The sequence below is a fragment of the Arthrobacter sp. P1_H7 genome, from assembly GCF_056405215.1.
Genome location: NZ_JBFUCO010000002.1, coordinates 112,612 through 137,347, shown reverse-complemented (window position 1 = coordinate 137,347; position 24,736 = coordinate 112,612). Strand labels below are relative to the sequence as shown.

Below are 24,736 nucleotides of genomic sequence, written 5' to 3'. Positions count from 1 at the left end.
CATGGATTATTTCCTGCAGAGCCCGCAGTGGGCACAGTTCCAGCGTTCGCTGGGACGCACGGTCCACGAACAGTCCGGCCCCGGGTGGCGCTTCCTTGCCGTCGAGGAATCCAATCCGGCCGGCAAACTGCTGTACTCCCCGTACGGCCCGGTCGCCGAATCGCTGGCAGCGTTCGACGCCGCACTCGCGGCCCTGACGGACCTCGCCCGGGCCAGCGGGGCCGTGTTTGTCCGGGTTGAGCCGGTCACCGCAGGGTTCGCCGCCGCCGAGGCCGACGCCGTGCTCCGCAGCCGCGGCCTGCAGCCGGCGCCGGCCAGCCAACAGCCCGAGCTCAGCTGGATCGTGGACCTCGACCGGGATTTCAAGGACGTCCTGGCAGACATGAAGCCGGCGAACCGGAACCTGTTCCGCAACATCCACAAGAAGGGCGTGACCTTCCGCTCCAGCCAGGACCCGGCCGAGATCGCCGTCCTCCTGGAGTTCTTGCACATGACGGCCGCCCGCAACGGCTTCAAGCCGCAAAGCGACGAGTACCTGAGCCAGGTGGCACGGTCGCTGATGCCGGCCGGCGCCGCGGCGCTGTTCATCGCGGAGCTCGAGGGCCAGCCCATCGCCGCGGCCCTGGCCTACGATTCGGCCGACACCCGGACCTACGCCCATGCCGCCCTTGACGACACCCACCGCAAGCTCAGCGCGGGCATCCCCCTGCTCATCACCCTGATGGCGGACGCCCAGGCGAAGGGGCTCAAGCACGTGGACCTCTGGGGCGTGGCGCCGGCGGACCAGCCCGACCACAAATGGGCCGGGTTCACGGCGTTCAAGAAATCGTTCGGCGGCCGCGGGATCGCGTATCCCGGAACGTGGGACCTGCCGGTCCGGAAGGTGCGCTACGGCAGCTACCAGCTGGCCCGCAAGGGCGCCCAGCTCGCGAAGGAGCTGCGCGCCCGGTCCCGGGCCCTCGCCAACCGCTAGGGCGGCACCGGCCAGCCGGGGCCGCCCGGGCCCGCCGCGTCCCGGTGACAGGTGTTGGTGGCGGTGTTAGTTGGCCGTCATGGCGTGCCGCTGGGCGTCGTAGGCGCTGGCCACCATCTGCTCCACGGAGTGCCGCATCTTCCAGTCGAGATCGCGGGCGGCCAGCGTGCCGTCGGCCACGATCCGGTCGGGATCCCCCGCCCGCCGCGGACCGATTTCGGGTTCGAAATCGATGCCCGTGACGTTGGCCATCGCCGTCATGATCTGGCGCACGGACAGCCCGTCCCCGGATCCGAGGTTGTACACCCGCTCCAGCGGCTTGCCCGCCGCGAGCGCCTGGGCGGCGGCCACATGCGAGGTGGCCAGGTCGGCCACATGCACGTAGTCGCGCACGCAGGTTCCGTCCGGCGTGTTGTAGTCGATGCCGTTGATGCGCGGGGTCTTACCGGCCGTGAGCGCCCGCAGCACGATCGGGAAAAGGTTGTGGGGGCTGGTGTCGTACAGCTCGGGCGCACCGGAGCCGACCACGTTGAAGTACCGCAGCGAGGTGTGGTTCAGGCCCCGGGCCCGGCCCTGGTCACGGATCAGCCACTCGCCGATGAGTTTGCTCTCGCCGTAGGGCGATTCCGGGTTGGTGGGCGTCGCCTCGGTGACGACGTCGCCGGTGGGCGTGCCGTAGGTGGCCGCGGACGAGGAGAAAACCAGTTTGTCGACGCCGGTGAGCTCCATGGCCTTGAGCAGCTGCGCGGTGCCCGTGACGTTCTGTTCATAGGTCAGCAGCGGCTCCTGGACGGAAACCCCGGCGTACTTGAAACCGGCCAGGTGGATCACCCCGGTCACCGCGTGCTCCCGCAGCGTACGGGCCACGAGGTCGGCGTCGAGGATGCTGCCGTGGATGAACGGCACATCGGCCGGCACGAACTCACGGTGCCCGCTGGAGAGGGAATCAATCACCACCGGCTGGATCCGGGCACCGCGCAAAGCGGAAACCACATGAGAACCGATATATCCTGCACCGCCAGTTACGAGCCACGTCATGGCTCCACCCTATCTAATCCCACGGGCCCCGGCCGCCCCGCGGCAATAGGCACGTCATCATGCACCGGGTTTAAGACGACGAATCCCGGGTCGCGGTGGCGGCCCGGGATTCGCGGCATTCAGTGGTGCAGTTCAATGGTGCGGTTCAGTGTTGCCGCGCAGGTGCTAGCTCTTGCGGGCGTAGCCTTCCCACTTGCTGGCCTGGTGCTCGCCGTCGACGAACCGGATGGTGCCCGACTTGGAGCGCATCACGATCGACTGGGTGAGGACCTTGTCCTTGGAGTAGCGGACGCCCTTGAGGAGGTCGCCGTCGGTTATGCCGGTGGCCGCGAAGTAGCAGTTATCGCTGGAGACGAGGTCGTTGGTGGAGAGCACGCGCTCCAGATCGTGGCCGGCGTCGATCGCCTTCTGCTTCTCTTCGTCGCTCGTGGGCCACAGGCGGCCCTGGATGACGCCGCCGAGGGACTTGATGGCGCAGGCCGCGACGATGCCTTCCGGGGTTCCGCCGATGCCCATGAGGGCGTCGACTCCGGTGCCGGCACGCGCAGCGGCGATGGCCCCGGCGACGTCGCCGTCCATGATGAACTTCGTGCGGGCGCCGGCTTCGCGGATTTCCTCCACGAGGGGGCGGTGCCGGTCGCGGTCCAGGATCATGACGTTGAGCTGGTTGACCTTGACGCCCTTGGCCTTGGCGATCAGGTGCAGGTTCTGCTTGACCGGCAGGCGCAGGTCCACCATGTCGGCCGCTTCCGGGCCGGTGACGAGCTTTTCCATGTAGAACACGGCGGAGGGATCGAACATGGAGCCGCGTTCGGCCACGGCCAGGACCGCCAGGGCATTGTTGATGCCAAGGGCGGTCAGGCGGGTTCCGTCGATGGGGTCGACGGCGACGTCGCATTCGGGGCCGGTGCCGTCACCGACGCGTTCGCCGTTGAACAGCATGGGGGCTTCGTCCTTCTCGCCCTCACCGATGACAACGACGCCGTTGAAGTGCACGGTCTGCAGGAAGGAGCGCATGGCGTCCACGGCGGCGCCGTCGGCCTTGTTCTTGTCGCCGAAACCCACCCAGTGGCCGCCGGCGATGGCCGCGGCTTCCGTGACGCGGACAAGTTCCAGCGCGAGGTTGCGGTCAGGCTCGTCGATCCCGACGGCGAGCGAGGGGGAAAGCGTGGAGTACTTCTGGGACATGGGCGCTGGTGTCACGTGAACCTCTTCTTCGAGTGGCGGTCGTTGAACCCGTACGGCCAGGATCGATCCGTCGCGGTGATTCGTCTGTTATTGATCATAGTCGGGGCGGGCCCGCAAGGTCATGGGATGACCGGCGCGTGACGCACTTCACCGTTGGGGGGCCGATGCACCGCGAATGTGAGATCGGCCCGGACATGCGCGACTATAGAGGGGTGAGTGAATTGCAGGACGCTTCCCCCGCCGCCCCCGGTTCGCCGGCTGGCAGCTCCCCCGCGGCAGGCCCGTCCCCTTCCGGACAGCCGACCGTGAAGCCCGTTATCGCCGCCGCTGCGGCCAAACGCGCCAATGCCTCCGTGATGGGCATGATCATCGCACTGGTGGTGAGCATCGCGGCGTTCCTGCCGATCGTGCTCATGAACCCGTCTCCGAAGACCGACGGCTACCGGCCCAACGTCAATGTCAGCGCCACTGCGCAGAACGCGGCGGGTGTGGCAGGGTTCACACCCGTGGCGGCCGATACCGGCGACACATTCCGCGCCAACTACGCCCGCTGGGAGTCCGGCGCCGGCAGCGGCGTTCCGGCCTGGGAAGTCGGCTACCTGACGCCCAAGGAATCCTTCATCGCCCTCGTGCAGACCCGCGCGGCAAATCCCACCTGGCTCCTGCAGCAGACCACGAACGCGCCCGTGACCGGTACCCGCAACGCCGGCGGCCGGGACTGGGAACTGCGCGACAGCGGCAAGGGCGAGAAATCCATGGTGCTGACCGATCGCGGCACCACCGTCATCCTCTCCGGATCCGCGACACTGGAGGAGTTCTCCGCCCTGGCCACCGCCGTGGTGAAGTCGCTCGAAAGCAATCCGCCCGCCGGGGCAGGGTCCAGCACGCCGGCACCCACCGCCGGCGCAACAGTTTCGCCATCGGCGGCGACAACAAAGTAAAGTCGGGGCGTGGCCACCTATCTCACCCCTGCCCTTGCCTGGCGGCGTCTCCGCGAAGGCAACGAGCGTTTTGTTGCCGGAGCGTCCTCACACCCCAACCAGGACGCATCACGGCGCTCGTCGCTTGTCGAGAACCAGCACCCGTTCGCCGTGATCTTCGGTTGCTCCGACTCCCGCCTCGCCGCCGAAATCATCTTCGACCTCGGTCTGGGGGACGCGTTCGTCGTCCGGACCGCCGGCCAGGTCATTGACGACGCCGTCCTCGGCTCCCTGGAATACAGCGTCAGCGTCCTCGGGGTGCCGCTGATCGTCGTCCTGGGACACGACCGCTGCGGCGCCGTGACCGCCACCAAGGCCGCCGTGGAGACCGGCCAGATGCCGGTCGGATTCATGCGCAGCCTGGTCGAACGCATCACCCCGTCCGTGCTGACCTCGCTCCGCAACAATCAGGACGACATCAACGACATGGTGGTCGAGAACGTCAAGCAGACCTCGCAGCGCCTGGTGGACAGCTCCCGTGTGATTTCGGACGCAGTGGAAAGCGGCCGCGCCGCCGTGATCGGCCTCGCCTACAGCCTGGCCGACGGCAAGGCAGGCCTGGTGTCCGGAATCGGCGAGCTCTAGGCTCATCTCTCCAAGCCCTGGTTCCCGCCGCGGCTGCCGCGGCGGGAGGCAGTTCACGGTTTTCGGTGGGACCCTCCCTCCCAATAAGCTAGCCCCATGACTTCCACAGATGAGTTGAACACCGAAGAATTCCGCATTGAACACGACACGATGGGCGAAGTCCGCGTTCCCGTGAACGCCCTGTACCGCGCGCAGACGCAGCGGGCAGTCGAGAACTTCCCGATCTCCGGCAAGACCCTGGAGCGCGCCCATATCGAAGCCCTGGCACGGGTGAAGAAGGCCGCCGCCCAGGCGAACGCAGAACTGGGGGTGCTCGACGGCGAGCTCGCCCAGGCGATTGCCGACGCAGCCGACCAGGTTGCGGCCGGCAAGTACGACGGCGACTTCCCGATTGACGTCTTCCAGACTGGATCCGGCACGTCCTCGAACATGAACACCAACGAGGTCATCGCCGAGCTCGCCACGCGGGCCCTCAAGTCTGCCGGGAGCGACAAGGTTGTCCACCCGAACGACCACGTCAACGCCTCACAGTCTTCCAACGACGTCTTCCCCACCTCCGTCCACGTCGCCGCCACGTCCGCCCTGATCAACGACCTGATCCCGGCACTTGGCTACCTGGCGGAGTCGCTGGAGCGCAAGGCCACCGAATTCAAGGACGTCGTGAAGTCCGGCCGCACGCACCTCATGGACGCCACACCCGTCACGCTGGGCCAGGAGTTCGGCGGCTACGCCGCGCAGGTCCGCTACGGCATCGAGCGCATCAACGCCTCCCTCCCCCGCGTCGCCGAGGTCCCGCTTGGCGGCACCGCCGTGGGCACCGGCATCAACACGCCGGCCGGATTCCCGGAGCGCGTCATCGAACTGCTCGCGGCCGACACCGGACTGCCCCTGACTGAGGCCCGCGACCACTTCGAGGCCCAGGCCAACCGGGATGGCCTCATCGAGGCGTCCAGCCAGCTGCGCAACATCGCGATTTCCTTCATGAAGATCAACAACGACCTGCGCTGGATGGGTTCCGGCCCCAACACCGGCCTCGGCGAAATCGCCATCCCGGACCTGCAGCCGGGCTCGTCGATCATGCCGGGCAAGGTCAACCCCGTCATCTGCGAAGCCTCCATCATGGTCTGTGCCCAGGTGATCGGCAATGACACCGCCATCGCGTGGTCCGGCACCAACGGCGCCTTCGAACTCAACGTCGGCATCCCGGTGATGGCCGCCAACCTCCTTGAATCCGTGCGCCTGCTGGCCAACACCAGCCGCGTCATGGCCGACAAGATGATTGACGGCATCACCGCCAACGTCGAACGCGCCCGCTTCCTCGCCGAGGCCTCGCCGTCGATCGTGACTCCGCTGAACAAGTTCATCGGCTACGAGAACGCCGCCAAGATCGCCAAGAAGGCCGTGGCCGAGGGCCTGACCATCCGTGAGACCGTCGTCTCCATGGGCTTCCTCGAGCGCGGCGAGCTGACCGAAGAACAGCCGGCATCCTTCCTGGAAGGGTGCCGGCCGGCGGCATGCCTGTGCCTTAGACCTTGGGCGGTTCCCCGCCCGCGGCCTCCCGCTCCTCCGCCGTGTAGGCCGCTGCCGCCGCGGCGTCCGCCATGCTGGCACCGCCGATCCGTGCCTCCCGCAACCGCCGCGTCTTGGCGGACTGGACGGAGAAGGCAGCATCGACGTTCCCGGCGGCATAGGTCAGGGCGTCTTCGGCGCGGATGCCGAGGCCGCCGGCGGTCAATACGGCGTCCTGGTTGGCGCCCAGATACGTGAACTGCCAGCCCCACTGGCTCTGCTGCCGCTGGACCAGTGCCTTGACCAGCTCGCCCGTGGCCTCGCGCGAGGAGTTCTCGTGGCCGTCCGTCAGCACGGCCACCAGCACGGTGCCGGGGCGCTGGTCCTCCGGAAGGGCCGCGAGTTCGGCTCCGGCTTCGCCGATCAGCCGGACCATGGCGTCGTGCAGGGCTGTACTGCCCCGTGGCTGCAGGTCCAGGGCCGGCACGTCCTGGATGTCCACCGAGGCGTAGACGCGCTCGTAGGTGTCATCGAACTGCGCGAGCGAGAGCCGGCACCGGCCCGCCACTGCCCGCTGCTCGCGGATGAACGCCGCAAACCCGCCCACAGTGTCATCGGCAATGGCGCTCATTGACCCGGAACGGTCCAGGAGGACATACACGTGCGTCAGGGCTGAATCTGTCATGCTTCCCCATTTCCGGCCCCGACGGTGATTGTGCCTCGTCGCGGGCCACCTGTTGCCAGCCGTATGGCTGGACAGGAGCAGGCTAAGGCCGGGCAACGACATTATTGGCAACAACAGCCGACAGCATCTTTTGCACTATTGATCTTTAAGTGCAAAAATACACTCCATGGGAAATAGTGCAATTAGTCCTGGGGGCCTCCGCGAGCGCAAGCGGGCCGCAACACGGGCGGCGATCACCGCCGTCGCGCGTTCCCTGACCGCCGAGCGCGGCCTCAGCGGCTACACCGTGGAGGAAGTCTGCGAGCGCGCGGGCATCTCCCGCCGGACCTTCTTCAACTACTTCCCCGCCAAGGAAGATGCGATCCTGGGCCACGTCGACGACGACTTTCCGGAAGAAGTGGTGGCCCGGTTCATGGCGGGCGGCGCGGGTTCGCCCGCCGGGGAAATATCGGCCTCACTCCTCGCCGACCTCGTGCGCCTGTCCCTTGATCTGTCCGAACGGATGAGCGGCTCCGAGGAGGAGACCCGCCAGCTGATCGGGGTGATCAAGAAGGAACCCCAACTGATGCTGAAGATCATCGGCGCCACGGAAGAACGCGAGGCCGACTTCGCCCGGCTGCTTGCGGCCAGGGAAGGTGTTGCTGCCGATCATCCCGTGGTCCGCATGGCCGTGGTCCTTTTGGGAAACGTCGCCAGGAAAACCAGCGCCGACTACTTCTCCGAGGGCAACGCCCGCCCTTACAAGGACATGCTGCTGGAAAACATCGCAGCAGCCCGCACGCTCTTTTCCCTGCCGTTCACCGTGTCCCAGTTCGACACAGCCGACTTCGACGGAGTCGAGTCAAACACCGTCGAGTCAAACACAATCCAGCCCAACCCTTCCGAAGGAGCGCAATGAGCGCCGCCGTCAGCACCAAGCCAGCAGCCGAGCCGCTGCTGCTGACCCAGAAACGCATCTGGATCATCTTCTCCGCCCTCATCGCGGGCATGCTGCTCTCCAGCCTTGACCAGACGATCGTCTCCACCGCCATGCCCACGATCGTCGGCAAGCTCGGCGGCGTGGAGCACCAGGCCTGGATCACCACGGCCTATCTGCTCGCCACCAGGATCGTCATGCCCATCTATGGAAAGTTCGGCGACATCCTGGGCCGCCGGAACCTGTTCCTCGTCGCCATCGGGCTCTTCACCCTCGCCTCCGTCGGCTGCGCCCTGGCCACGGACTTCTGGGGTTTCGTGGTCTTCCGCGCCATCCAGGGCCTGGGCGGCGGCGGCCTGATGATCCTGTCCCAGGCCATCATCGCCGACATCGTTCCGGCCAAGGAGCGCGGCAAGTACATGGGCCCGCTGGGCGCCATCTTCGGCCTCTCCGCCGTCGCCGGACCCCTGCTGGGCGGCTTCTTCGTGGACCACCTGACCTGGGAATGGGCCTTCTACATCAATATCCCGATCGGCATTGCCGCGTTCACCATCGCCTGGTTCACCTTGACGCTGCCGAACAAGAAGGCTGAGAAGCGGATCGACATCCTGGGCGTGCTGCTGCTCTCCGCGGCCACCACGTGCCTGATCTTCTTCACCGACTTCGGTGGCAAGAAGGACGAAGGCTGGGATTCGCCGCTGACGTGGGCCTTCGGCGCCGGGCTGGTGCTCGCCGCTACGGCCTTCGTCCTGGTGGAGCGCCGGGCCGAGGACCCCATCATTCCGTTGAGCCTGTTCAAGAACCGCATCTTCGTGAACTCCACCGCCATCGGCTTCACCCTCGGGCTGGGCATGTTCGCGGCGATCGCCTTCGTCCCGACCTTCCTGCAGATGTCCTCCGGGACCTCCGCCGCCGAATCCGGCCTGCTGATGCTGCCCATGATGGTGGGACTCATGGGCATGGCCATCTTCTCGGGCATCCGCATCTCCAAGACCGGCAAGTACAAGATGTTCCCGATCCTCGGGGCCGCCCTGACCATCGCGGCGATGCTGTGGTTGACCACGCTCACGGCCGCCACGCCCATCTGGGTCATCTGCGTGCAGCTGTTCGTCTTCGGCGCTGGCCTGGGCTCGATCATGCAGGTGATTGTCCTGGTGGTCCAGAACTCCGTGCCGGCGGACCAGATCGGCACGGCCACGAGCACCAACAACTACTTCCGCGAGGTGGGCGCATCCCTGGGCGTCGCGGTGTTCGGCTCCATCTTCACCACCCGGCTCTCCGAGTCCCTGACCAATGCCTTCACCGGCGCCGGGGCGTCCGCTGAGCAGGCGTCGCAGTCCACCCGGACGATGGACCCCCAGGTCCTCAGCCAGCTCCCGGCCCAGCTCAAGGATGCGATTGTCAACGCCTACGCGGATTCCCTCGCTCCCGTGTTTTGGTACCTGCTGCCGTTCCTGGTCATCGCCCTGATCCTGGCCCTGACCCTCAAGCAGATCCCGCTCTCGGACACCGCCGGCATGGTGGCCCGCGGGGAAGCTGTCGGCGGCGAGGAAGCCGAGCGGCTCGAGGCGGAACGGGCGGCAGCCCGCCACGCCGCCGACGCCGCGGAGTCCACGGGGCCGGAAGGACTTTCAGCCCACAGCCACACCGACGGGCCCGGTCACGACGACGAGCTCACCCGCCTGCGCGGCTGACGGTCCGGAAACGGCCCGGCACCAGCCAGACAGTGCCGGCAGGGGCGCCGCAACCTTTGGGGGTGCGGCGCCCCTGCTGCGTGCCGGGCCGGTCAGCGCCGGCAGGCCGGGGTGGCCGTGCTGTCGGCCTAACCGGCCGGCAGCAGCATGGCGGCGACTGTGCCGGCCAGCATGAACGGCCCAAAGGGAATGGCCGACTGCAGCGTGCCGCGCCGTGCAGCGAGCAATCCGAGACTCCACAGGCCGCCGAGGACGAACGCGGCAAAGGTCCCGGCCATGACGTGCCCCCAGCCCAGGAATCCCAGGTACATCCCCAGGACGCCGGCGAGCTTCACGTCGCCGAACCCCATTCCCGGCGGATACACCGCGTGCAGGAGAAAGTAGAAAAGCCAGAGGGCTGCCCCGCCGGCAAGGACACGGAGCCCCGGAATGCCGAATGCCCCGGCGTCGGCGGTGCCGGCAGCGTCCTGGCCGCCGGGAAGCAGCTGGCTGGCGGCCGCGCCCAGCAGAAGGACTCCGGCGATCCCATAGGACGGAAAGACGATCCTGTCCGGGAGGAGGTGGTGCCGGACGTCGATGACGGTGAGCCGAGCGGCCATCACGACGAAATACGCGCACGCAGCCAGGGCAAGCCAGAAAGCCAGCGGGTTGGCGGCGCCCAGAACGCCGAGTCGTTCGATCACTCTCGGATGCTACTTGATATTCGTCCGGCCCGGCGGCCCCCGCGCGTAAACTGTGGATATGGCCGCATGGGACAGCAGGAACGGGCGCGGGCCGCTCGCGCCCCGCGGCCCGGCGAATCCGGCTGCGGCGTTCCGGCACCTGTGCCGGTCCTCGCCCTGGAAGTGGCAGTCACTGAGGTTCGAGTACCTGGACCGGCCGCTCACGAGTTCCGCAAGCTCCCCTGTGGCCCTGCCCGACGGCCTCATCAGGGCGTGGCTGCGCAGGCCCGGCGCCTTGCGGCTGGAGACCGCCGACGGGCTGGTGATCGCCAGCACCACCGGCATCAACGATTCACGCGGCGGCTTCTATGTCAGTTCCACGAGGAAGACCTGGCTCCTGCCGCCACACCTGGTCACCCCGGTGTACGACGACGACGGCTTGGTGCGCCGCCGCCCGGAGGCAGCCTACGGCGAGCCCTCCTTCGGGAACGGCCGGTTCGCCGCAGCCTTGGACCCGGTGGAGCTGGCAGGCAACTCCCCTGTCCCGCTGGAGTTCCCCAACGCCAACGCCGTGGAGCTTGGCCCCATCACGGAGGTAGACCACGAGGGCCGGCCGGCCCTGGAATCGACGGTCAGCCCGAACCTCTCCTACCGTCCCGCCGACCCCGGAGCCCCGCTCTGCCGTCCGGGACGCACGCTCCTGAGGATTGACGCCGCCACGGGCGTCTGCGTTGCCAGCCGCTGGCTGGACGCGCCCGGGACCGGCACCGAGCAGGACGGCTACGGGCACTGGCTGAGGATCCTGGGCGTCGACGAATACATGCTCGATGACCTGTTCCTGGCCGAATCGATGAACCTCACGGACGTCCGGCGCCACATCAGCTGGGACGTCCCCGCGGAGTAGCCCGGCCGTGACTCGCGTCCGCCCGCCGGCACCGCTAGGCTTCCTGCGATGACTGAACCTGCCGACTACTGGCCCCCTTTCGGCCTGCGCCTCACTACGCCGCGCCTTCAGCTGCGCCCCATCCGCGACGCGGACGTTCCTGCCGCGGTCGGGGCCGCCCGGAGCGGCGTGCACCCCCCGGGCAGGAACCCGTTCAGCAACCCCTGGACCGAAGCCCCGCCCAGCGAGCTCGGAACCAACATGGCGCAGTGGTACTGGCGGTGCCGCGGCAGCATGAGCCCGCAGGACTGGACCCTCCTGCTTGGCATCTGGCACGAGGACGAATTCGTCGGCTGCCAGGACATCGCGGCCAAGAACTTCGCCACGCTGAAGACGGTCACCACGGGCTCCTGGCTCCGCCAGAGCGTCCAGGGCCGCGGCCTCGGCAAGGAAATGCGGGCCGCCGTCGCCCTCTACGCCTTCGACTGGCTCGGTGCCGACGTGGCGGAATCCGAGGCCGCCGCCTGGAACCAGCAGTCCCTGGGCGTCTCACGCTCCCTCGGCTACGAGCTCAACGGCGTCACCCGCGCCGCCTGGGGCGGCAAGGCCCAAGAGGTCCAAAACGTCCGCCTCACGCCCGCCACCTTCAAACGCCCCGACTGGCAGCTAGAGGTAGAAGGCCACGAAGCCTTTGCGAAATATCTGGGCGTCCACCAGTAGCAGCCCGCAGTCGGGGCCGCAGCGTCCCGCCGTCGCTGAGACACCTCCATGCTCTGGGGTGCAATGGTTGGGTTCGCCCGTGGTTAGGTTTGCCGGGACACGGCCTTTCGCCGTCGCTTAGACACGTCGCATGGGACCCGCTGCGGTCGCGGGGCGACCTTCGGGGTCCGATGCGCCGCGATGCGCTCCTTTGCGAAAGACCGCCTCCCGGTGGTGAGCGTCCCACCTTCGCGGGGCTGCGGTGTCCCGCTAAGGAGCGCATCGCCGACCAAAGCGCAGCGAAGGTCGCCCAGCGACCGCAGCGCAGCGACGGGAGGTGTCTAAGCGACGGCGGGGCGCCACAGCACCGCAAACCCAACCACGGCAGACCCAACCACGGCGAAAGGCCGCCGCCTGGCGAAACCCGACCACGGCAACCCCACAACGGCGAAAGGCGGCGGCCCGGCGAACCCAACCACGGCACCCCAATCAACGGCTACCCAACCACGGCGGAGGGCCGCGGCCCGGCGAACCGGACCACGGCCCCAAACCGGGTGATGGCCTAGATCTCCGCGCCCTCCAGCAGCTCCGTCACCAGGGCCGCAATCGGCGAGCGCTCCGAGCGGGTGAGGGTTACGTGGCCGAACAGCGGGTGCCCCTTCAGCGTCTCGACGACGGCCGCCACGCCGTCGTGCCGCCCGACCCGCAGGTTGTCGCGCTGGGCGACGTCGTGCGTCAGGACAATCTTGGAGTTCTGGCCGATCCGGCTCATCACTGTCAGCAGCACATTCTTCTCCAGGGACTGCGCTTCGTCGACGATCACGAACGCATCGTGCAGGGAACGTCCGCGGATGTGCGTCAGCGGCATGACCTCAAGCATGCCCCGGTCCATCACTTCCTCCACCACTTCCTGACTGACCAGCGCGCCCAGCGTGTCAAAGACCGCCTGTGCCCACGGGTTCATCTTTTCGGCTTCGGAACCGGGCAGATAGCCGAGTTCCTGGCCGCCCACCGCGTACAGGGGCCGGAAAACGATCACCTTGCGGTGCTCCCGGCGCTCCAGGACGGCTTCGAGCCCGGCGCACAGGGCCAGTGCGGACTTGCCCGTGCCGGCCCGGCCGCCGAGGGACACGATGCCGACCGACGGGTCCATAAGGAGGTCGATCGCCAGCCGCTGCTCGGCCGAGCGGCCATGGAGTCCGAAGACGTCGCGGTCGCCCTTGACGAGCCGGACCTGTTTGTCCGCCCCTACCCGTCCGAGGGCCGAGCCGCGGCTGGACAGCAGGACCAGCCCGGTGTTGGTCGGCATCTCGGCCGCCGCCGGGATGAACACCGGCTCGTGCCCGTACAGGGTGGCAACCTCGTCCTCGCCCGCGTCGAGCTCGGCGACGCCGGTCCAGCCGGAGTCCTTGACGAGTTCATTGCGGTACTCGTCGGCCAGCAGCCCCATCGCCGAGGCCTTGACGCGCATCGGCAGGTCCTTGGACACCACCGTCACGTCGCGGCCCTCGTTGGCCATGTTCTTGGCCACTGCGAGGATGCGGCTGTCATTGTCCACACCGCGGAACCCGGCGGGCAGCACCTCGGCGGAGATATGGTTCAGCTCCACCATGAGCGTGCCGCCGTCGGGACCCAGCGGGATGGGACGGTCCAGGCCGCCGTGCTCGAGCCGCAGGTCATCGAGGAGCCGGAGGGCCTTGCGCGCAAAGTAGCCCAGCTCGGGGTCGTGGCGCTTTCCTTCAAGCTCGGTGATGACGACGATTGGCAGGATGACCTCGTGCTCCGCGAAGCGCAGGAGGGCCCGCGGATCGGACAACAGCACAGAGGTATCGATCACGAAACTGCGGGCCGTGCCCCGGCTCCCTGTTCCTTCCCCGGAAACAGCAAGACCGGCCGCCGCGGAATCCGCTGCACCGGTCTTTGAGGTGGCTCGCTTGGCGCGAGAGGTAGCTTTCTGTCCCTGATCGGAAATGACGTCGGGCAGTTGCTCAGAAATAGCCACATCGACTCCAGCCCCGGGGCAATGCCCGGAATTGTTATTGGTGAGGCGGCTCGGCCTGGAGGCCGGACGCGGCCTCCCATACACCCGGTGCGAAAATCCGCTCCATGTACTGGCCTCCCCGATCGGCCGGCGAATTGCCTGCCGATGGGATTAACGTACGTCTCCGGTGGCCGGTTTGTCCGATAATTTTTCGGCGATTCTTGTTGCCGTCTTGTGAACTCCGCGTGAACCGCTCAAGCGCCGAAGCGGCGCTGCCTGCCGGCGTAGTCGCGCAGGGCGCGCAGGAAGTCCACCTTGCGGAACGCCGGCCACAAGGCCTCGCAGAAGTAGAACTCACTGTACGCGCTTTGCCACATGAGGAACCCGGACAGCCGCTGCTCCCCGGAGGTCCGGATCACCAGGTCAGGATCCGGCTGGCCCCGGGTGTAGAGAAAGCGCGAGATGTCATCCACGGTGAGTTCATCGGCCAGTTGTCCGATGTCCGCTCCCCGGGCGACGGCGTCGTGCAGCAGTTCCCGGACGGCGTCGACGATCTCCCGCCGTCCGCCGTAGCCGACGGCGACATTGACGTGCAGCCTCTCCTGCGCGGGCGTGCGGGCCGTCAGGTTGTTCAGCCGCTCGGCGAGGTAGTCCGGCAGCAGTTCGGGGGCGCCCATGGCGTGCACCGAGATGTTGGCGTCCTCGTCCAGCCGGTCCAGGGTGTTGGCGATGATGCCCATCAGGAGGTCGAGTTCCTCGCCGGAGCGGTTCATGTTGTCCGTGGAGAGCATGTACAAGGTGACCACCTTGATGCCCAGCTCCTGGCACCAGCCGAGGAATTCGTGGATCTTGTCCGCGCCGGCCTGGTGGCCCTGGCTTGTGGGGGCGTTGAACTGGCGCGCCCAGCGCCGGTTCCCGTCAACCATGACGCCGACGTGCCGCGGGATCCGTTCAGGATCGAGGGAGCGCTGGAGCTTGCGCTCGTAAAAGCCGTAGAGGAATCCGGGCAGTTCCATCCGGAGATTCACCTGGCTTCCTTGAGGTACTTGTTCAGTGCACATCCTAGGCTACCTGCCGGAGGGCCGTGCCGGGTGCAGTTCCGCCGCCGGAAAGCCCCCGACAGCTTGTTACTCACAGGTAACTTACTGTTGCGTACGTTATTATTACGGCATGGAAAGCAACAGTCCGGAGCCCAGGCCGGAGCCTTCGTCGAAGCGGGGAACCCCGGTGGACGACGCCGCGGTGCGCCTGGCCGAACTGCTGATGATCAAGCCCAAATGGCGGGGCTGGATCCACACCGTCACCGCCCCGCTGGCACTGGCCGCCGGGCTGGTGCTGGTGATCCTGGCGCCGCCGGACCTGAAGGTCGCCTGCGCCGTCTATGCCGTCACCGGGGTACTGCTGTTCGGCGTCAGCGCCGTCTATCACCGCGGGAACTGGTCGCCGCGCGTGAAGATCGTCCTGAAGCGGCTGGACCACACGAACATCATGCTGGTGATCGCCGGAAGCTACACGCCGCTCGCGTGGGCCCTGCTGGACCGGCAGCAGGCCGAAGTGCTGCTGTGGGTGATCTGGTCCGGGGCCATCCTGGGCGTGCTGTTCCGCCTGCTGTGGACCAATGCCCCGCGGTGGCTCTACGTGCCGATCTATATCGCGCTGGGCTGCGGCTCGCTGTTCTACCTGCCGGATTTTTTCGCCGCCAACGCCGCCTCGGCGGTGCTGGTCTGCGTCGGCGGCGTCCTGTACATCACCGGCGCCGTCTTCTATGCGCTGAAGAAGCCGAACTTCAGCTACGAACACTTCGGCTTCCATGAGCTGTTCCATGCGCTGACGGTCTTTGCCTTCGCCGCGCACTACATCGCCATTGCCATCGCGGTCCTGGGCTGACACTGCCCGCGCGGATTCTCCCCACCTTTGAAACTGCGACGCCGGGACTCACCGGCGTTTCGGCCCGACATGCCGGGCGCCGGCTTCAAGAGTGGGGAAATTCGGCGTCCGGGGTTGGCCCTCGGCTCAGCCGGGCCGTCCCGCCGCGATGAGCCCGGGCAGCAGCCGCATGTCGGAAAAGACGGTGGTTCCGGGACCGGCCAATCGGGAAGCCGGGGTGACACCGCCGGCATACGCGAAGACGTGCATTCCCGCCGCCCGGGCGGCCTGGACGCCGTAGGCGCTGTCCTCGACGACGGCGCACCGCCCGGGCGCGGTGCCGAGGCTCGCGGCGGCGTGGAGGAACAGGTCAGGGGCGGGTTTGCCGTTGGCGACCTCCGTGGCGCTGTAGATGCGGCCCTGGAAGCGGTGCAGCAGCCCGGTCTTGCCCAGGGTCCGGTGCATCTTTTCGTGGCTGCCGCTGGAGGCGACGCAGTGCGGCAGGGACAGCCGGTCCAGGGCGTCCTCGATGCCGTCCACCGCTTCGAGATCGCGTTCAAACGCCTCCTGGTACCAGCGCCCGTAGTCCCGGTCCCAGCCGTCGGCCAGACGGACTCCGAGCTGCTGTTCAACGGCCGCAATAAAGTGCGCCTCGGATTTTCCGACGAAGCGTTCCACGATGTCATTGAGTTCCAGTTCCCAGCCGAGATCGGCCAGCACGCGCTGGTCCACCCGGATGGCGATCACCTCGGAATCCACCAGCACCCCGTCGCAATCGAACACCACCAGCTCAAAGCCGTCCTGACCGGTCATGAGGACATCCTAGCCAGCTGCTCACGCATTCCGGTGACGGAATTCGTGGGAAGGTCGCACACCATGCCGCGGCACAGGAACACCTGCGGGGCGCCGTCCGGGCCCGTGCCGCGGCCGCGCAGCAGGGGTACTGGCCGGGCGGCGCCGTCATCCTGGACCGCGACCACCAGCCCGGGGCTGGCCGAGAGCAGCAGCTCCCGGTGCAGTGCGGCCCGTTCCGGCGTGTCCGGTCCGGCGACGGCGGCCTCGATGGGACCGGCGACGGCGGCCTGGGCGGTCGCGAGCAGCCAGCCGGCGGCGCGGGGCGCCCGGACCACCAGCGGAGGCAGCAGCAGGGCGAGGATGTTCGCCGCCAGCGTGCCGTGTTCGGACGAGCCGGACAGGGCCGAGTAGGTCAGCAGGGCACCGGCCAGCGCTGCGGCACCGCTGGGGGTGGCGCCGTCGAACGGTTCCAGGCCATCACGGCCACCCTGGGCGGCCGTGACCTGCGCGGACTCCCCCGCAGCGTCCTTCAGGCCACCGTCGGCCGCGAACCGCCGGCAGGCGGCGTCCAGAATGGCCTCGGCCAGCTCGTACCAGCGGGTGTGCCCGGTAACCCCATAGAGCGCGAACAGCCCTTCAGCGCACAAGGCGTAGTCTTCCAGCAGGCCGCCGATTCCGCGCGCCACTCCGTCGTGGGAGACCCGCATGAGCCGGCCGGGGCCGTCCGCCGCAGGCCGCCAGTGCACGCGGTCAAGATAGTCCGCGATCCGTTCGGCCGCGTCCACAAGCTCCGGCCGTGCCAGGACGGCGCCGGCGTCGGCGAGGGCGGCGACGGCGAGTCCGTTCCAGCCCGCCACCACCTTGTCATCCGGGCCGGGCTGGGGCCGGTTCCTGCGCTCCTGCGCCAGCAGCGGCCGCACCCGCTGCCACAGCGCGGCGTCCCCGCCGGATATTTCCCTGCCCGGATGCAGCGGCGAACCGTCGGCGCTCACGCTTCCGGGCGTGCGGACGTTCATGAGGGCAGCCACAGCGGCGCCGTCGGCTGGGCCCAGGAGTGACTCGAGCCCGCCGGGAGTCCACAGGTAGCTGGCGCCCTCGGCGTGCACGCCGTCGATGACCGTGTCGGCGTCCAGCGATGACGCCAGGGCCACGACGCCGGCGTCCGGTCCCGTCGCAGCGCCTGTCGCCGGGCCGGTCGCAGGACCCGGTGCCGGAGCAGGTGCCAGCCCGAGGCGGGCCAGGAGCCAGTCGGCAGTGAGCCCGGCAATCCCGGCGGCCTCGGCCGCCGAGTACTCCGGCGTGCCTCCCAGCCGGACCCAGTGGACGTAGACGCGCAGCAACTGGGCGTTGTCGTAGAGCATTTTCTCGAAATGCGGAACAGACCAGTCTCCCGTCACCGAATAGCGGGCGAAGCCGCCGTCGAGCTGGTCGAACAACGCCGAGCGGGACATTGCCGCCAGGCACCGCCCGGCCATGTCCCGGGCCGCCGTCGCGGTGTCGAGGCTCACGGTCTCCGGGCCCGCGGTGTCCGGAGCGCCTGCCAGCGGCATGGCGGCGTGACGGATCAGGAATTCGAGCACGGCCGCGGGTGGGAACTTCGGCGCGCCGCCGAAGCCGCCGTGGGCCTGGTCCTCGGCGCCGGACAGCGCGGCGACGGCTTCGCCAAGGAGCGCCGCGTCCAGGGCCTCGGGCGGCCCGTCGAGGCGCAGGGCGGCTGCCGGCTGGGACGCCGCGATACCACGGGCCAGGGTGGCAGCGTTGGCCTCGACGGCGCCGCGGCGTTCCGTCCAGGCCTCGCTCACGGCGTCAAGGACCTGCCGGAAGGACGGCCGGCCCGGCATGGGCCGGGGCGGGAAGTAGGTGCCGGCGTGGAAGGCCCGGCCATCGGGCAGGAGGAAGACAGACATTGGCCACCCGCCCTCGCCGCTGATCGCCTGCGTCGCTGTCATGTAGACGGCATCGACGTCAGGGCGCTCTTCCCGGTCCACTTTGATGGAGACAAAGTGGGCGTTCAGGTAGTCGGCGGTGTCCTGGTCCTCGAAGGATTCGTGGGCCATGACGTGGCACCAGTGGCAGGCCGCGTAGCCGATTGAGAGGAACACCGGCACGTCCCGGGCGGCCGCGGCGGCGAAGGCCGCGTCACCGAACGGCTGCCAGTGCACGGGGTTGCCGGCGTGCTGGCGCAGGTATGCAGAGGGTTCCGCCGCCAGGGCATTCGAGGCCCCGGACGGCGGGTTGGGGAATCCGCCGTCAGCGGGTTCCGGGTCCCGCATCGCCGTTGACTTCCGGCCGGGTAACCGCGCCGTCGGACCGGGAAGCCCCGCCGTCGGCGGGGAATCCGGTGCCGTCGGAGGGGAATGCAGCGTCCGCGGTCCCGGCTTCGGCGGCCTCACGCTCGGCCTCGACCTGGGCACGGTAGCGGACCCGGCGGATACGCCGCACCATGTCCACGATCAGCAGCGCGGTCAACACCACGATGAAGGCTGTCAGCAGGAAGCCCAGCAGACCCGGGGTGACCTGGTCCTCGGACAGGCCCGGGCGCAGCGACGGCGTAGGGGTCGGCGCCGGCGTTGTTGCCAGGGCGATGAGCAAGGAATGCACGGTGAGGAACCTTCTGTGGAGGTGGTGTCTTTTCTGCGATGACTCTTCTACAGCGTCATTACTACAGCGTCATTTCTACACTGGATAGAAGAGCCCTTTCGTTCCTATCTTAGCCCGGCGAAGAGGTCCGTTTCGGGCAGTTCTGCCGGGATCCGGGATTCGATCAGGGAGTAATCCTCCCACGGCCAGACCTTGCGCTGCATGGCCGGAGAGACCGCGAAGAAGAATCCTTCCGGGTCCACCTGGGTCCGGTGTGAGCGGAGGGCGTCGTCGCGGGCTTCGAAGAAATCGCCGCACTCGACCTGGGTGGTGGTGGGGTGCGTCGGCTGCGGAGGGGTATGCCCCTCGGCGTCGGCTTCCAGCCACGCGGCGAGCCGCTCGGCATACGGGGACTGCAGTCCGGCCTCCTCCAGCGCGGAGTGGAGGGCTCGGAAGCGGTCCGGGCTGAAGGCGCGGTCATAGTAGAGCTTGCTGGGCTCCCAGGGTTCCCCGGCATCCGGATACCGGGCAGGATCGCCGGCCGCCGCGAAGGCCTCGACGGCCACCCGGTGCGCCATGATGTGGTCCGGGTGCGGGTAGCCGCCGTTCTCGTCGTAGCTGAGGATCACGTGGGGCTTGAAGTCCCGGACCAGCCGGACCAGTGGCGCGGCCGCCCGTTTCAGCGGCTGCAGGGCGAAGCACCCGGGCGGCAGGGCCGGCAGGGGGTCGCCCTCCGGCAGCCCGGAATCGACGAAGCCGAGCCAGCGCTGCCGGATGCCGAGAACGTTCGCGGCGGCATCCATCTCCAGCCGGCGAGCCCCGGCCATATCGCGTTTGGGGTGCGGCTGTCCCTCCATCGCGGGGTTCTGGATGTCGCCGCGGGAGCCGTCGGTGCATGTGGCCACCAGGACGTCCACGCCGGCAGCGGCATACATCGCCATCGTGGCGGCACCCTTGCTGGATTCGTCGTCGGGATGAGCATGGACCGCCAGCAGGCGAAGCGGTGCTGACGGGCTGGGGGATGCTGTCATCGTGGGACGGCTCCTCTTTCTGCTGTTCTGCTCTGTTGGGGGTGCGGCTTGATCCGTACGGCCAGCCGTTCGGAAATATCCCGGTCCGATCCACACTAAACTGGACTGGTGACTTCCGAGGACCAGCCTGCCGCGCCGGCACCTACCAGCCTATCCAATCGTTACGGCGGCCAAAAGCGCGCGCTGTCCCGCAAGGTCAAACGCAACATCCTGATCGCCGCCCTCGCCGTGGGCATTGCCTTCCTGGCCTGGGTGTCGACGTCGGCGGCCATCGGCGGTGTCAGCTTCAAGGATGTCGGCTACAGCACCCCCGACGCCACGCTGACAGAAATCGACTTCCAGGTCACCAAGGACCCGGCAGCGGCGGCGAAATGCGCCGTGAAGGCCATGGACTCGAAGTTCGCGATTGTCGGCTGGAAGGTTGTGGACATCGGGCCGAACGCGGCCGATGCCGGCACGGACGGCGGACGCACCACAGCCCACCGCATCCAGTTGCGCACGGAATCCCAGGCGGTCTCCGCCGTCGTGGACAGCTGCTGGATTCCCGACGCCGGACACTAACCGGACAACGGGCCGCGGCAGGCGCCGGTAACACGGTGTGATCCACGCCGCAGTCCTCTTTGGTTTATCCACAGGATTGACTACAATGGATCAATACCTTTCCCCCGCTGAGCTGGTTACTGCGTCATAAAAGTGGCCACCGTGGCGGGGTCTTTGCTTGTATGACCACCCAAAGGAGAAGTCCGTGTCTACCACCAACAGCGCAACTGCGGCTTGGCTTACCCAGGAAGCTTTTGACCGCCTGAAGGCAGAGCTGGACAACCTTTCCGGCCCCGGCCGGGCAGAAATCGTCCAGAAGATCGAAGCCGCGCGCCAGGAGGGCGACCTCAAGGAGAACGGCGGCTACCACGCTGCCAAGGAGGAGCAGGGCAAGATCGAGGCCCGCATCCGCCAGCTCACGGCCCTCCTCCGGGACGCCCACGTCGGCGAGGCCCCGGCCGATGACGGCATCGTGGAGCCCGGCATGATCGTCGTGGCCAAGATTGCCGGCGACGAGGAGACCTTCCTGCTCGGCTCCCGCGAAATTGCCGGCGACTCGGACCTGGATGTCTTCAGCGAGAAGTCCCCCCTCGGCGCGGCCATCGTCGGCCACAAGGAAGGCGACAAGCTCAGCTACACCGCCCCGAACGGCAAGGACATCACGGTGGAGATCATCTCCGCCAAGCCGTACGCCGGCTGACACCCGCAGCCCGCCCTGTTCCGTGACGGAGCACGTTCGCAGAACGGCCGCCACATAACAGCAGAACAGCGACGCCGGTCTCCCCTTCGCGGGGAGGCCGGCGTCGCGTTTTCCGCGTGTTGGCGGGGCCGGTTGGGCCGGTCGGCCTGGCCGGAGTCCCCGGCGGGTCCTCTTGCCGGGTATTCAGCGGCCGGCGGGCAGCGCCCCCGGGCGCCTGGTGCTCAGCAGCAGTGCCGCTGTGATGCCGCCGATCGCCCCGCCCAGGTGGGCCTGCCACGAGACGAAACTGGCCACGGTGGGCAGGATTCCGAACAGGATGCCGCCGTAGGCCATGAACAACACCACGGACAGCGCGATCTGCCACCAGTTCCGGTTGATAAAGCCGCGGACCAGGAGGAACGCGAAGAGTCCGAACACCAGCCCGGAGGCGCCCACGGTGACGCTGGCGCCGCCAATGAGCCACACCACGAGCCCGGACGCCAGCCAGCTGGCGGCCAGGGCGGTGATGAACACCCGGTGCCCGGAGAGGAACACGAGGAACCCGAAAATGATGAGCGGGAGGGTGTTGGACATCAAGTGGGCCAGGCTGGAGTGCAGCAGCGGAAACGTCAGGATGTCCAGGATCCCGTCCAGGCTGCGCGGACGCAGCCCGAAAGTGCGGTTCAGGGAGTGGAACAGGGCGGTGTTGAGGATCTCGATCAGGTACAGCAGCACCACGAAGGAGCCCACCACCAGCAGTCCCCGGCGGGCCCGCACCGCGGTGCTGTCCCCCTCCCGCGGCGGCCCGCCCGGAAATGCGTCGCTCACCATGGCCCCTAGTGCACCACGATCGGCTGGAAACCCTCGGCGCGCAACGCCGCCAGGACCTGGCTGCAGTGCTCGTGGCCCTTGGTTTCCAGGTTGACGGTGATGGAGACGTCGCCCATGCTGATGGAGCCGCCCACCCGGGTGTGGTCCAGGCCCGTGACGTTGGCGTCGTTCTCGGCGATGATGCGGGCGATCGTGGCCAGCGAGCCCGGACGGTCGTCCAGCATCATCCGCACGGTCATGTACCGCCCGGCGGCGGAGAGGCCGCGCTGGATGACCTTGAGCATCAGCATGGGGTCGATATTGCCGCCCGAGAGGACCACTGCAACGGTTCCCGGGTTTTCGATCTTGCCTTCCATGAGCGCCGCGACACCGACGGCCCCGGCGGGTTCCACCACCATCTTGGCGCGCTCCAGCAGGAAGATCAGCGCCCGGGCCAGGGCGTCTTCGCTGACGGTGACGACGTCGTCGACGAGCTCGCGGATGATGCTGAAGGGCAGCTGGCCCGGCCGGCCCACGGCGATGCCGTCGGCCATGGTGGACACCTTCTTGAGCGGGACGAGGGCGTCGGCAGCGAGGGACGGAGGATAGGCGGCAGCGTTTTCGGCCTGGACGCCGATGATGCGGATATTGCGGCCAAGTTCCTTGGCACGTGCCTTCACCGCGACGGCAACGCCCGCGAGGAGTCCGCCGCCGCCGACACCCATCAGGATGGTGTCGACGTCGGGGACCTGCTCGAGGATCTCCAGCCCGACCGTCCCTTGGCCGGCGACGACGTCGACGTCATCGAAGGGGTGGACAAAGACGGCGCCGCTTTCATCGGCGTAGCGCTTGGCTTCCGCCAGCGCCTCGTCCACGTTGTGGCCATGCAGCACCACCTCGGCGCCGTGGCTGCGGGTGGCGGCGAGCTTGGGCAAAGCGACGCCGAGCGGCATGTAGATCCGGGCCTTGATGCCCAGGCTCTTGGCTGCGACAGCCACACCCTGGGCGTGGTTACCGGCGGAGGCCGCCACGACGCCGCGCTTCTTTTCGGCGTCGGAGAGCTTGGCCATCCGCACATAGGCGCCGCGGACCTTGAAGGAGCCGGCGCGCTGCAGGTTTTCGCACTTGAGGAAGACCTCGCCGCCCACCATGCTGCCGAGGGCCCGCGAAGACTCCACGGGCGTCCGCGTAATAATCCCGTCGAGCAGCTTCTGCGCCTCCAGGACATCGTCCAGCGTGACGGGCAGGCTCTCAAGGGTATTCACGAACTGTTCTCCTTCTTTGGATTAGGCGTCGGTGCCCCGTCCGGCATCGCTGCCCGGAGCACCGCTGTTGGGTGCGGCGCCCTCGCCGCCGGGGTGTGCGCCCGGCAGGTGGACGTCTGTGAAGGTGGTGTCTGCGCCGGGTTCGGGGGCGGGTCCGCCCCCGGCTCCCGCGGTTGCCAGCACTTCATCATGTTCCCACGTTCTGCCCGCAATGTAGCGAATCGACGAGTTTGCTACGGCAAGGATCGGCACGGAGAACAATGCGCCGGGGATCCCGGCGAGGTAGGAGCCCGCCGCGACGGACAGGATCACGGCAACGGGGTGGAGGGAGACGGCCTTGCCCATGACGAGCGGCTGCAGGATGTGGCTTTCGAGCTGCTGGACGCCGAGCACGATCGCCAGCATGATGAGGGCGTTGACGGGCCCGTTGGCGACCAGCGCCAGCAGCACGGCGATCGCACCCGTGACCAGCGCGCCGACCACCGGGATGAACGAACCGAGGAAGACCAGCACGCCCAGCGGCAGCGCGAGCGGCACGCCAATGATGGCGGCGCCGACGCCGATTCCCACGGCGTCCACGAACGCGACGAACATTTGGATGCGTGCGTAGCTGACCATCGAGGTCCAGCCGCGGCGGCCCGCGCCGTCCGTGGCGCGGCGCGCCTTCCGGGGCATGAGGCTGACGAGGAAGGCCCAGATCCTGTCGCCTTCGAGCAGGAAGAAGATCAGGATGAACAGAGCCAGGACCAGGCCGGCGGCGAAGTGCCCGGCAGTGCTCCCGAACGTCAGGGCCCCGCTGAGGATGCTGCTGCTGTTGTTCTGCAGCGCGGCGGTGGCGTCCTCGATGTACTTGTCGATCTGTGCGGCCGTCAGGTGCAGCGGGCCCTCCGACAGCCAGGTCTGTACCTGCTGCACGCCCGTTAGCGCCTGGGACCACAGCTCACCGAAGCCCTGCACGAGCTGGCGCCCGACCAGGGTCAGGGCACCGACGATGAGTCCGATGAAGCCGAGCACCGTGATGGCGACGGCGAGGCCCTTGGGCACGCGCCGGTTGGCCATCCAGCGCACTGCGGGGCTCAGGAGCCCCGCGAGGAGGGCGGCCACCATGACGGGGATGATGAGGAAGCTGACGTGGCTGAGCAGCCAGACCAGCAGCCCGATCACGAGCAGGATGAGCCCGCCGCGCCACGCCCAGCCGGCGGCGATCCGCACGCCGTAGGGAATGTCCTGGTCGATCTCCCGGTCGGTCCGTACCCGGGCCACGGCACGTGCCCCGGTCCCGGCCGTGGAATAGGAGGGGCTTGTGGCAGGTGCGGCGTCCTCAGCTGGCGTCATAGCCCCATGATTCCGTAGGCGACGCTCAATAGGAAACCAGCA

At 68.0% G+C, this 24,736-nt stretch carries 23 protein-coding genes and 1 pseudogene; 11 read left to right on the top strand and 13 right to left on the bottom strand.

The genetic code is table 11. The features are described 5' to 3' along the window. The first annotated feature begins 1 nt into the window (after position 1). Positions 2-973 carry a lipid II:glycine glycyltransferase FemX gene (locus tag AC1DXI_RS01410; protein ID WP_476937137.1) on the top strand — a complete coding sequence of 324 codons (972 nt, stop codon included), beginning with the start codon at positions 2-4 and terminating at the stop codon, positions 971-973. A 66-nt stretch (positions 974-1,039) separates the two neighbouring features. On the opposite strand, the gene galE is transcribed toward AC1DXI_RS01410, so the two are convergent. After that, positions 1,040-2,011 (bottom strand): UDP-glucose 4-epimerase GalE, encoded by a 972-nt coding sequence (gene galE / locus AC1DXI_RS01405; protein ID WP_476937136.1) that lies wholly within the window; start codon positions 2,009-2,011, stop codon positions 1,040-1,042. Positions 2,012-2,176: 165 nt separating this feature from the next. Beyond that, positions 2,177-3,199, bottom strand: a complete 1,023-nt coding sequence (gene glpX, locus AC1DXI_RS01400; protein WP_018774693.1) for a class II fructose-bisphosphatase — start codon at positions 3,197-3,199, stop codon at positions 2,177-2,179. A gap of 212 nt (positions 3,200-3,411) precedes the next feature. Between glpX and AC1DXI_RS01395 the strand changes: the two genes are divergently transcribed. From AC1DXI_RS01395 to AC1DXI_RS01385, 3 genes and pseudogenes are all read left to right on the top strand, one after another. After that, the gene (locus AC1DXI_RS01395; RefSeq protein ID WP_476937135.1) at positions 3,412-4,140 is read left to right on the top strand and encodes a DUF4245 domain-containing protein; all 729 of its coding nucleotides are present in this window, start codon (positions 3,412-3,414) and stop codon (positions 4,138-4,140) included. A gap of 9 nt (positions 4,141-4,149) precedes the next feature. Further along, the gene (locus AC1DXI_RS01390) at positions 4,150-4,764 is read left to right on the top strand and encodes a carbonic anhydrase (RefSeq protein ID WP_079553133.1); all 615 of its coding nucleotides are present in this window, start codon (positions 4,150-4,152) and stop codon (positions 4,762-4,764) included. Between the two features lie 96 nt (positions 4,765-4,860). Beyond that, positions 4,861-6,228, top strand: a pseudogene (locus tag AC1DXI_RS01385) (class II fumarate hydratase); the annotation flags it as partial. Positions 6,229-6,289: 61 nt separating this feature from the next. Here AC1DXI_RS01385 and AC1DXI_RS01380 read toward each other — a convergent pair. Beyond that, positions 6,290-6,958 (bottom strand): VWA domain-containing protein, encoded by a 669-nt coding sequence (locus tag AC1DXI_RS01380; protein WP_476937134.1) that lies wholly within the window; start codon positions 6,956-6,958, stop codon positions 6,290-6,292. A 166-nt stretch (positions 6,959-7,124) separates the two neighbouring features. Between AC1DXI_RS01380 and AC1DXI_RS01375 the strand changes: the two genes are divergently transcribed. Both AC1DXI_RS01375 and AC1DXI_RS01370 read left to right on the top strand, forming a co-directional pair. Then, positions 7,125-7,856, top strand: a complete 732-nt coding sequence (locus AC1DXI_RS01375) for a TetR/AcrR family transcriptional regulator (protein ID WP_476937133.1) — start codon at positions 7,125-7,127, stop codon at positions 7,854-7,856. Beyond that, the gene (locus AC1DXI_RS01370; RefSeq protein WP_476937132.1) at positions 7,853-9,568 is read left to right on the top strand and encodes an MDR family MFS transporter; all 1,716 of its coding nucleotides are present in this window, start codon (positions 7,853-7,855) and stop codon (positions 9,566-9,568) included. The genes AC1DXI_RS01375 and AC1DXI_RS01370 overlap by 4 nt, the downstream gene beginning before the upstream one ends. Positions 9,569-9,696: 128 nt before the next feature. On the opposite strand, the gene AC1DXI_RS01365 is transcribed toward AC1DXI_RS01370, so the two are convergent. Next, entirely contained in the window at positions 9,697-10,251 is a 555-nt protein-coding gene (locus tag AC1DXI_RS01365; RefSeq protein WP_476937131.1) for a prepilin peptidase, read from the bottom strand. A gap of 58 nt (positions 10,252-10,309) precedes the next feature. Here AC1DXI_RS01365 and AC1DXI_RS01360 point away from each other — a divergent pair, with 58 nt between their 5' ends. Next, entirely contained in the window at positions 10,310-11,134 is an 825-nt protein-coding gene (locus AC1DXI_RS01360; RefSeq protein WP_476937130.1) for a hypothetical protein, read from the top strand. 48 nt (positions 11,135-11,182) lie between these two features. Further along, complete coding sequence (locus tag AC1DXI_RS01355; protein WP_476937129.1) at positions 11,183-11,833, top strand: GNAT family N-acetyltransferase; 651 nt, start codon at positions 11,183-11,185, stop codon at positions 11,831-11,833. Between the two features lie 541 nt (positions 11,834-12,374). On the opposite strand, the gene AC1DXI_RS01350 is transcribed toward AC1DXI_RS01355, so the two are convergent. After that, positions 12,375-13,814: a PhoH family protein gene (locus tag AC1DXI_RS01350; protein WP_026266649.1), complete on the bottom strand. Its 1,440-nt coding sequence runs from the start codon at positions 13,812-13,814 to the stop codon at positions 12,375-12,377. A 233-nt stretch (positions 13,815-14,047) separates the two neighbouring features. After that, positions 14,048-14,809 carry an isoprenyl transferase gene (locus AC1DXI_RS01345; protein WP_043466899.1) on the bottom strand — a complete coding sequence of 254 codons (762 nt, stop codon included), beginning with the start codon at positions 14,807-14,809 and terminating at the stop codon, positions 14,048-14,050. A gap of 154 nt (positions 14,810-14,963) precedes the next feature. On the opposite strand from AC1DXI_RS01345, the gene trhA reads away from it, so the two are divergent. Beyond that, positions 14,964-15,680 carry a PAQR family membrane homeostasis protein TrhA gene (gene trhA / locus AC1DXI_RS01340; RefSeq protein WP_476937128.1) on the top strand — a complete coding sequence of 239 codons (717 nt, stop codon included), beginning with the start codon at positions 14,964-14,966 and terminating at the stop codon, positions 15,678-15,680. A 126-nt stretch (positions 15,681-15,806) separates the two neighbouring features. Here trhA and AC1DXI_RS01335 read toward each other — a convergent pair whose 3' ends face one another. The 4 genes from AC1DXI_RS01335 to mca all read right to left on the bottom strand — a co-directional run bounded on the left by AC1DXI_RS01335 (position 15,807) and on the right by mca (position 20,065). After that, a complete protein-coding gene (locus tag AC1DXI_RS01335) occupies positions 15,807-16,472 on the bottom strand; it encodes an HAD family hydrolase (RefSeq protein ID WP_476937127.1) in 666 nt (221 codons plus the stop codon). Continuing rightward, entirely contained in the window at positions 16,469-18,727 is a 2,259-nt protein-coding gene (locus AC1DXI_RS01330) for a thioredoxin domain-containing protein (protein ID WP_476937126.1), read from the bottom strand. The genes AC1DXI_RS01335 and AC1DXI_RS01330 overlap by 4 nt, the downstream gene beginning before the upstream one ends. Beyond that, the gene (locus AC1DXI_RS01325; protein ID WP_476937125.1) at positions 18,705-19,055 is read right to left on the bottom strand and encodes a hypothetical protein; all 351 of its coding nucleotides are present in this window, start codon (positions 19,053-19,055) and stop codon (positions 18,705-18,707) included. Before AC1DXI_RS01325 ends, AC1DXI_RS01330 begins: the two co-directional genes overlap by 23 nt. A 104-nt stretch (positions 19,056-19,159) precedes the next feature. Further along, complete coding sequence (gene mca, locus AC1DXI_RS01320; protein WP_476937124.1) at positions 19,160-20,065, bottom strand: mycothiol conjugate amidase Mca; 906 nt, start codon at positions 20,063-20,065, stop codon at positions 19,160-19,162. Between the two features lie 108 nt (positions 20,066-20,173). Between mca and AC1DXI_RS01315 the strand changes: the two genes are divergently transcribed. Continuing rightward, positions 20,174-20,626, top strand: coding sequence for a DUF4307 domain-containing protein (locus AC1DXI_RS01315; RefSeq protein WP_018774711.1), 453 nt, complete (start codon positions 20,174-20,176; stop codon positions 20,624-20,626). A gap of 184 nt (positions 20,627-20,810) precedes the next feature. Beyond that, positions 20,811-21,305: a transcription elongation factor GreA gene (gene greA / locus AC1DXI_RS01310; RefSeq protein WP_018774712.1), complete on the top strand. Its 495-nt coding sequence runs from the start codon at positions 20,811-20,813 to the stop codon at positions 21,303-21,305. A 183-nt stretch (positions 21,306-21,488) separates the two neighbouring features. Here the strand turns inward: greA and AC1DXI_RS01305 are convergent, their stop codons facing one another. Genes AC1DXI_RS01305 through AC1DXI_RS01295 form a run of 3 tightly spaced genes read right to left on the bottom strand, consistent with a single transcriptional unit; the run spans position 21,489 to position 24,694 of the window. Further along, entirely contained in the window at positions 21,489-22,115 is a 627-nt protein-coding gene (locus tag AC1DXI_RS01305) for a rhomboid family intramembrane serine protease (protein ID WP_018774713.1), read from the bottom strand. 5 nt (positions 22,116-22,120) lie between these two features. Further along, the gene (gene ilvA, locus AC1DXI_RS01300) at positions 22,121-23,359 is read right to left on the bottom strand and encodes a threonine ammonia-lyase (RefSeq protein WP_476937123.1); all 1,239 of its coding nucleotides are present in this window, start codon (positions 23,357-23,359) and stop codon (positions 22,121-22,123) included. 21 nt (positions 23,360-23,380) lie between these two features. Continuing rightward, positions 23,381-24,694 carry an AI-2E family transporter gene (locus AC1DXI_RS01295; protein WP_476937122.1) on the bottom strand — a complete coding sequence of 438 codons (1,314 nt, stop codon included), beginning with the start codon at positions 24,692-24,694 and terminating at the stop codon, positions 23,381-23,383. Positions 24,695-24,736: the final 42 nt, after the last annotated feature.

Excerpts from the sequence above, each read along its gene's own strand:
- AC1DXI_RS01410 (WP_476937137.1), top strand. The coding sequence starts at position 2 with ATGGATTATTTCCTGCAGAGCCCGCAGTGGGCACAGTTCCAGCGTTCG.
- galE (WP_476937136.1), bottom strand. The coding sequence starts at position 2,011 with ATGACGTGGCTCGTAACTGGCGGTGCAGGATATATCGGTTCTCATGTG.
- glpX (WP_018774693.1), bottom strand. The coding sequence starts at position 3,199 with ATGTCCCAGAAGTACTCCACGCTTTCCCCCTCGCTCGCCGTCGGGATC.
- AC1DXI_RS01380 (WP_476937134.1), bottom strand. The coding sequence starts at position 6,958 with ATGACAGATTCAGCCCTGACGCACGTGTATGTCCTCCTGGACCGTTCC.
- AC1DXI_RS01375 (WP_476937133.1), top strand. The coding sequence starts at position 7,125 with ATGGGAAATAGTGCAATTAGTCCTGGGGGCCTCCGCGAGCGCAAGCGG.
- AC1DXI_RS01370 (WP_476937132.1), top strand. The coding sequence starts at position 7,853 with ATGAGCGCCGCCGTCAGCACCAAGCCAGCAGCCGAGCCGCTGCTGCTG.
- AC1DXI_RS01360 (WP_476937130.1), top strand. The coding sequence starts at position 10,310 with ATGGCCGCATGGGACAGCAGGAACGGGCGCGGGCCGCTCGCGCCCCGC.
- AC1DXI_RS01355 (WP_476937129.1), top strand. The coding sequence starts at position 11,183 with ATGACTGAACCTGCCGACTACTGGCCCCCTTTCGGCCTGCGCCTCACT.
- AC1DXI_RS01345 (WP_043466899.1), bottom strand. The coding sequence starts at position 14,809 with ATGGAACTGCCCGGATTCCTCTACGGCTTTTACGAGCGCAAGCTCCAG.
- trhA (WP_476937128.1), top strand. The coding sequence starts at position 14,964 with ATGGAAAGCAACAGTCCGGAGCCCAGGCCGGAGCCTTCGTCGAAGCGG.
- AC1DXI_RS01335 (WP_476937127.1), bottom strand. The coding sequence starts at position 16,472 with ATGACCGGTCAGGACGGCTTTGAGCTGGTGGTGTTCGATTGCGACGGG.
- AC1DXI_RS01330 (WP_476937126.1), bottom strand. The coding sequence starts at position 18,727 with ATGCGGGACCCGGAACCCGCTGACGGCGGATTCCCCAACCCGCCGTCC.
- mca (WP_476937124.1), bottom strand. The coding sequence starts at position 20,065 with ATGACAGCATCCCCCAGCCCGTCAGCACCGCTTCGCCTGCTGGCGGTC.
- AC1DXI_RS01305 (WP_018774713.1), bottom strand. The coding sequence starts at position 22,115 with ATGGTGAGCGACGCATTTCCGGGCGGGCCGCCGCGGGAGGGGGACAGC.
- AC1DXI_RS01295 (WP_476937122.1), bottom strand. The coding sequence starts at position 24,694 with ATGACGCCAGCTGAGGACGCCGCACCTGCCACAAGCCCCTCCTATTCC.